Below are 6,084 nucleotides of genomic sequence, written 5' to 3' on the forward strand. Positions count from 1 at the left end.
TTGAAAACCCTTTACTAAAATAAAAATCCCCAAATAATAGCGTGATCTTGCTTAATCGTCTCTTAATCCTTTTTTACGTTGAACTTCCCGTACCTTTTCAGGCGTAACTTCTTTACCCTCTTTGTCGAACACTTGCATCATCTCAACTTGAGATTTGAAAGCTTTACGGAAATTCGCTAAAAACTCTGCACGTAGTTTCTTTTGTTCAGCTTGTTCAGCCTCTGTTAAACCGGTCTCTTTTTGTTTATGCGCCAACTCATTGATCCGAGCGCGCAACTTTTCTGCATCCATAACTAATCACTTCCCATTAAGAACTTCGGTGATTAGTATACAGGACTTTTCAAAAAAAGAGAACAAATTGGTTCAAACGCGAACATTTGTTTGACCGAGGCGCTCACTTGTGCTAAATTTTAAGTATTAAAGCTGTGCTGCACAAGGAAAGTAACCGGTTTTACAGACAGCGACTTACTGAACAAATAATTAATGAGGTGGACAAGGCATGTCGAGAAGCTCAGAAAGTAAACAAATGGCCGTTTTACGGTTCATTCATGAACGTGTTAATGAAAAAGGTTATCCGCCGACCGTCCGTGAAATCGGAGAAGCCGTTGACCTGTCATCAACTTCAACGGTCCATGGGCACATCGATCGCTTACAGAAGAAAGGCTTATTGGTGAAGGACCCTACTAAGCCACGTGCCATTGAATTAACAGATGCTGGTTTGGAAATGCTGGGCGTTTCCACAACGCCAAACGAGATTCCGTTGCTTGGGGTCGTTGCTGCCGGTGAACCCATCTTAGCTGTTCAAGATGCTACCGACTACTTCCCCATTCCGCCAGAGCTAACCGAATATGATGGTGACCTATTCATGCTAACCATTCGTGGTGAAAGTATGATCAACATGGGGATCTTAACTGGTGACCGAGTCATCGTACGCCGTCAACAAAATGCTGACAACGGCGACATTGTAATCGCGATGACGGATGAAAATGAAGCCACGTGTAAGCGATTCTTCAAGGAATCAGATCACTTCAGACTACAGCCTGAAAATGACACGATGGCCCCAATTATCTTGAACCAGGTAACCATTCTTGGTAAAGTCGTTGGGTTATATCGCGATTCAATCTACTAAAACAGTCAAAACTTAAGGGGCGTACGAACAAATAAATTTGTTCGTACGCCCCTTTTAGATTTACAAATATAAATAGCGAAAACGTGGGACAAAAGTCAAGTTGCTGTGCAGAGGACGAACCACCTACCGGATTGAAGACCAATCCGTACGATTGTTCTAGATCGTGCTCACGACTTCCCGACTTTTGCCCCACTCTCTGTAGATTTTTGCTTTTTACTGCACTTCACCAGGATATGGCAAAGCAGGTAGCTCGTTAAAATCAAAGTCGGCAATCTCTTCTGCCTTCGTTGTGAAAGTAACGGCCCCTTTTGCTAACATCAAGTTTACCAAACTGTCCTTCTCATGTAACAACACGATTGGTTTCTTCAATGCAGCCGCATATCCGATTTCAAAGGCGGTACCACTATCCACTGAATCCTCAGTAAAGTCTGCTACCGCCACAATCACATCGGCAGCAGTCAATTCTGCCAAATCATGTTCATAAGCGGTCGTTTGCCATTCAGGACTACCAAATGTCAATTCAGGAAATTGGGATGTCCGGGGACTAAAGACATTGCCGACGGTTTTGTTGTCTGCCAACGCCTTTTCTACGCGCTTCACACGGTCTAATTGGTCCTCATCAAAAAATGGGCTTGCTAAGTAAATCGATTTCACGGGTGGTGACCTCCTTCATGTAGTACCTCAAGTATAGCCCACCACAAAATTCACAGCCACAGAATCTTTCACTTATTAACGAACTTCCCGATTATTCTGAACGTTGATTTTAATCATTCGTAGCGGACTAATCTGTTGTGTACTGACCGCAACCTGACCGCCGAGCACATCGACCATGTAACGATCGACAGGATCAAAATTAATGATTTGTACGATCAATCGTTGGTGTAACCGTTCTAAGACTTTGCCTAAAAAAGGCTTCTGTAAATCGTCACACTGCTGACAGCGAATAATAGCACCTGGTATTACCTCTTTTTCCATGGTCGGTTCCTCCTTGGTCTCGTTATGTACAACATTTTTAATGTACCAATATCGTAACGCACACCTTTTTCAAAATCAATATAAAAGCTTATAATAACTATTTGAATTTCATTATGGATAAATGATGTCACTTTTTCCGATGGCACGACCATGGTACACTGATAGCTAAACACAGCTAAGGAGAACGTTCATGATTTTCATTGCAGTCTTTGGTGGTATCGCACTTATCTTAGCCATCTTCTATTTAATTAATTCGATTCAAAACTATGGCACTTGGAAATTGGCAGGCTTGCTATTAATTGTCTTTGCCCTTCTAACCGGCTACGCTGTCACCAACTTGATTCAACACCCCACACGACCACAAAACACTAAACAACCACGTGCGCCTAAACATGGCACCAAAGAAAGTGCGGCAGAACAATCCTCACTAGCTAAAGCAGCTTCTGAATTCAATCCAAACGCAGGTGCCATTAACGGACAAACTGCTTCTGAACAAAAAGTCGCACGCGCAAATGCTGAGTCAGAAATGACGAAGCAGCTTTCCAGCTCTTTTGAAAATTTGGGCACCATCTCTTTTGATGCTGATACAAAAACTTACACGGTACATCCGACCAACTCAGATACAGTTAAAGCGTTGACGCAACTCGAGCAGACACCGGAAGATGCCAAAGAGGCTCATTGGTCAACTCTGGCAGACAACTTACAAAAATCCTCGAAGAATATCAGCCAATCTTTGAAGGCCGACTACACCATCGCCCTGTTAAGTCCTGATCAAGACGGTAAGGTTCTGTTTAGCGCAACAAACGGCAATGTAACCACCGATTTCACAAAGTAATTAACTTAATTTGAACTTTAATAAGGGTTCGAGACAAGCGCGCTGCTTGTTTCGAACCCTTATTATGTTGTCGCGTTTATGAATTCTGCCGTGCAGATGACAAGCGACACTTAGATGCCACTCGGTTTATTTCTGCAATTGGCTGGTTGCTGCAACTAACCCAGACGTTAATGCTTTGGAAACCGTTGCTCCTAACAATTGTTGACTGTGAGCGGAATAAGTCGTTAAACATTCGTTGGCCAGTTTTAGCATGTCCGCGCTCCCCGCCGCCAAACGGATCCGATTTTTATGACTCACCTGATCAATTTCAATCAGCTGCTGCTTAGCCAATTTATCTAACATACGCATCAAACTAGAACGTTCATATCCTAATAAATCTACCAGGTCGTTGATCGAAAGTTCGTCGTAATCCTCTAACGTCAATAAAATATACGCATACGCGGCCGGCATACCAGTCGGTTTGAAATCCTGGTTAGCAATACGGGTAATCTCCCGTGTATACTTTGCCGCCGTAAAATACGAGCAATCTGTATAAAACGTATGTGCCATTTTCATGCCTCCTATAACGTCGGGTGCAAGATAATTTCGTTGATATCAACGTTATTTGGCTGGTTAATCGCGTACAATACTGCAGCAGCCACATCATCTGGCGATAACCGTTGTGTATCTTTGAACGGTTCAGAATCACTTTCGTTGAAGAAATTTGTGTCGGTGAAGGCTGGTGAAACCATCATCGATCTGATGTGATTGCTTGCCTCTTCCAGTCGAAGTCCCGTCATGATTGCTTGAATGGCAAATTTTGTTGCTGAATAAACCGCATTATTCTGACCAACCTGATGCCCTGCAGTTGAATCAGTGGTGATGATTTGGCCGTAACCTTGCTGATGCATAATGGGCAACACTGCCTCGATGCCATATAGAACACCCTTCACGTTAATATCGATCATCGTATCCCAGTCTGTCGAATGCGTCTCTGCTAACCGACCAAACTTCATGATACCGGCATTATTATCCAGCACGTCGATCTGGCCAAATGTGGCACTCGTTGCGGCTATTAGTTTGGCCACCGATTGTTTGTCGCTAACATCTGTGACTTGATAAGCGACTTCACCAGTAAATGAGTCGGTCAGATCATGTGCCAATTTCTGTAACGCTGCTTCGTGGCGGGCAGCAAGCATCACCGAATGCCCTTGCTTAACCGCTGCAATCGCTGTTGCTTTGCCAATGCCACTAGTAGCTCCGGTGATAATAATTGTTTTAGATGTTTTGTTCATCACTAATACCTTCTTTTTGTGTGTATGTACACAGTACACCTAAATATAAGCAACCGTCAAAAAAGAAGCGTGTTTGAGACATCAGTCATCTCTCAAACACGCTTCTTGATTTAAAGATTTAACTAGTGAACAAGTGAGCCAAAATCATTGAACTAGGTACTGCCGTTGCTCATTTTTAATTCCGCCTAAAACATATTTCGCAGAATCATGGCTAATGTCTAACGCACGATCTTGTCCGTTTGTGGGCAGTGAATCTTTAAAGATCCGTTCATATTCAGCAACGGACACCGGCGTTCTTTTATCTAGTAGTGTTTGAATGGCAGCTTTATCGAAGCCTTCTTGATAGTCTGCTTGAATGGTACCAGTAAAGAATTCGCCTTCAGCTCCGGAACCGTAACTAAACAAGCCAAGCTGACTACCTGCATGTAAGTCACCGTGAGCCAGTAACGATAGCAAACTTAAGTACAGTGATCCCGTATAGAGATTCCCAACATGGCGATTCCATAAACGCGCCTGGTCAAATTGGCTCGTTAATTTATCAGCCACAGTTTGATCTTCTGGCAATACTGTACGCAGTGCCTTTAGCCCCATTTTTGAGAATGGTAAATGGAATAACATTGCATCGAAGTCACTGATTTCATGATGATAGGTATCACTAAAACGAGTCCAAACATCTGTGAAGAAATCCGTATAAACATTGGCCGAATAATGACCGTCCACCCGCGCCTCAGTTGCGTAGACAGGTCGCCAGAAATCCATCACATCACGCGTGAGGTAAGTACTTTCATCGCTGATTGCAAGAATTCGCGGATTCTCACTCATAATCATGGCAACAGCACCACCACCCTGAGTAATTTCGCCAGCGGTCTCTAACCCATACCGCGCAATATCGGCGGCAATTACCAAGACGCGTTTGCCGGGATGTGCTTTTAAATAATCTTTGCCTAGTTGTAAAGCCGCAGTGGCAGAATAACAAGCCTGTTTGATCTCAATGGCACGACTATGTTCTGATAATTTAAGCAGATGCTGCAAGTAAACCGCACCAGCTTTTGAATTATCAATCCCAGATTCAGTCGCAAACAAGATGAGGTCAATTTGGTCACGATCTGTCGCATCTAAAATTTGTTCTGTCGCATTTGCTGCCATTGTCACCACATCTTGTGTAGGTGGCACAACAGCCATTTCAGATTGGCCAATCCCAATATGGTACTTGGCAGGATCATCCCCCCGTGCATTTGCTAAATCTGTCATGTCCAACACATAGTGAGGCGTGTAAAACCCCATTTTATCGATTCCAATGGTCATGTTTATCATCCTTTTTAAGGTTTCTCATTAACGTGTGTCTGGCATTCAATAGTGCCTTGTTAACTTTAACCGCTGACCGCTTTACAGTCAAATTCTAGCTTGGTATACTGTTAGTTGCGACATGCCATGGAGAGTTGGCAGAGTGGTAATGCAACGGACTCGAAATCCGTCGAACCGCCTTATAAGCGGCGCGCAGGTTCAATTCCTGTACTCTCCTTACTATCATTGACAACTCCTGCCAAGCAGCGTCATAAACCGCTTGGTAGGAGTTTTTCTTTTTATGATTTGACAGAATATGGCACGCTTTAACAGTTTTAGATAGTAGAACGGGATAGCAGAATTCAGCATACAGAGTCCTTACAAAATGGATCTATGCATTCACCTTCAACGCTTTAGGTAGAATGCCCATTTTTATCTAATCTCCTTAACGATGGAAGAGTTTGGGACATAAGTATCTTGTCCCAAACTCTCTTTTTGATGTACGCACCTAAATAGTGAAAACGTGGGATAAAAGTCAAGTCGCTGTGCAGACTACGAACCACCTACCGGATTGAAGACCAATCCGT

General features: G+C 43.4%; 8 protein-coding genes and 1 tRNA gene. 3 read left to right on the forward strand and 6 right to left on the reverse strand.

Annotated features, from left to right (window positions below):
• Positions 1–51: 51 nt before the first annotated feature.
• A complete protein-coding gene (locus IV55_RS07300) occupies positions 52–291 on the reverse strand; it encodes a DUF896 domain-containing protein (RefSeq protein WP_057810833.1) in 240 nt (79 codons plus the stop codon).
• Between the two features lie 208 nt (positions 292–499).
• On the opposite strand from IV55_RS07300, the gene lexA reads away from it, so the two are divergent.
• On the forward strand, positions 500–1,129 hold the full coding sequence (gene lexA, locus IV55_RS07305; RefSeq protein WP_057810835.1) for a transcriptional repressor LexA: 630 nt from the start codon (positions 500–502) through the stop codon (positions 1,127–1,129).
• Positions 1,130–1,342: 213 nt separating this feature from the next.
• Here the strand turns inward: lexA and IV55_RS07310 are convergent, their stop codons facing one another.
• Positions 1,343–1,783 (reverse strand): nucleoside 2-deoxyribosyltransferase, encoded by a 441-nt coding sequence (locus IV55_RS07310; RefSeq protein WP_057810837.1) that lies wholly within the window; start codon positions 1,781–1,783, stop codon positions 1,343–1,345.
• Between the two features lie 75 nt (positions 1,784–1,858).
• On the reverse strand, positions 1,859–2,104 hold the full coding sequence (locus IV55_RS07315) for a hypothetical protein (protein WP_057810840.1): 246 nt from the start codon (positions 2,102–2,104) through the stop codon (positions 1,859–1,861).
• A gap of 190 nt (positions 2,105–2,294) precedes the next feature.
• On the opposite strand from IV55_RS07315, the gene IV55_RS07320 reads away from it, so the two are divergent.
• Positions 2,295–2,939 (forward strand): DUF308 domain-containing protein, encoded by a 645-nt coding sequence (locus IV55_RS07320; RefSeq protein WP_057810842.1) that lies wholly within the window; start codon positions 2,295–2,297, stop codon positions 2,937–2,939.
• Positions 2,940–3,065: 126 nt separating this feature from the next.
• Here the strand turns inward: IV55_RS07320 and IV55_RS07325 are convergent, their stop codons facing one another.
• From IV55_RS07325 to IV55_RS07335, 3 genes are all read right to left on the reverse strand, one after another.
• Entirely contained in the window at positions 3,066–3,488 is a 423-nt protein-coding gene (locus tag IV55_RS07325) for a MarR family transcriptional regulator (protein WP_057810844.1), read from the reverse strand.
• 11 nt (positions 3,489–3,499) lie between these two features.
• Positions 3,500–4,213, reverse strand: a complete 714-nt coding sequence (locus IV55_RS07330) for an SDR family oxidoreductase (RefSeq protein WP_057810846.1) — start codon at positions 4,211–4,213, stop codon at positions 3,500–3,502.
• Between the two features lie 144 nt (positions 4,214–4,357).
• Positions 4,358–5,518, reverse strand: a complete 1,161-nt coding sequence (locus IV55_RS07335; RefSeq protein ID WP_057810848.1) for a hydroxymethylglutaryl-CoA synthase — start codon at positions 5,516–5,518, stop codon at positions 4,358–4,360.
• Positions 5,519–5,646: 128 nt separating this feature from the next.
• Between IV55_RS07335 and IV55_RS07340 the strand changes: the two genes are divergently transcribed.
• Positions 5,647–5,735, forward strand: a tRNA-Ser gene (locus IV55_RS07340).
• Positions 5,736–6,084 lie beyond the last annotated feature (349 nt).

The organism is Furfurilactobacillus siliginis, assembly GCF_001437435.1.
Taxonomy (GTDB): Bacteria; Bacillota; Bacilli; order Lactobacillales; family Lactobacillaceae; genus Furfurilactobacillus; species Furfurilactobacillus siliginis.